The 849-nt window shown below is 36.9% G+C and carries 1 protein-coding gene; it reads right to left on the bottom strand.

What is annotated here, in order from left to right; translation table 11 throughout:
• On the bottom strand, positions 1 to 849 hold an 849-nt coding region (gene galE, locus COE49_RS26770; RefSeq protein ID WP_098946163.1), incomplete at both ends, for a UDP-glucose 4-epimerase GalE.

Below are 849 nucleotides of genomic sequence, written 5' to 3' on the forward strand. Positions count from 1 at the left end.
TTTTGCTTTTGATGCGTCTGCAAAACATACCGCTACATCACCAGGACGACGATCTGTGATTTTATAAGGAATGTTCTTATGCGAAACTCTTTCAAATGCCTCAACCATCTCTAGCACACTATAACCTGTACCTGTGCCTAGATTATAAGCATCTACTCCTGTTGTATGTAGTACTTTCTCAAGTGCTTTTACATGGCCATTCGCTAAGTCTACAACATGTATGTAATCACGGATGCCTGTTCCATCTTTCGTTGGATAGTCGTTTCCAAATACACTTAGTTCTTTTAACTTCCCTACCGCTACTTGTGTTACATATGGCATTAAGTTATTTGGAATCCCATTTGGATCTTCTCCAATTCGTCCACTTTCATGGGCACCAAATGGATTGAAATAGCGAAGTAATGCAATGCTCCATTCCTTATCTGCAAATGCTACATCACGCATCATTTGTTCAATCATTAATTTTGTTTGACCATATGGATTTGTTGCACTTAATGGAAATTCTTCCGTAATTGGTGATGTTTCTGGAACACCATATACCGTTGCCGATGAACTAAAAATCATCTTCTTCACATTACGTTTTTGCATCACTTCACATAATACTAATGTGCTAATAATGTTGTTCTGATAATATGTTAATGGCTTTGCTACCGATTCTCCTACAGCCTTCAAACCTGCAAAGTGAATGACAGCTTCAATTGTATTTTCCTCGAAAATTTGACTCAGTGCCTCATAATTTACAAGATCCTCTTTATAAAATTTAAATTGTTTTCCTGTTATCTCTCTCACTCGGTTGATTGATTCTACCGAGCTATTTGAAAGGTTGTCTACTACTATAATTTCATAACC

Origin of the sequence: Bacillus sp. AFS029637, assembly GCF_002584985.1 — a bacterium.
Lineage (GTDB): Bacteria > Bacillota > Bacilli > Bacillales > Bacillaceae_G > Bacillus_A.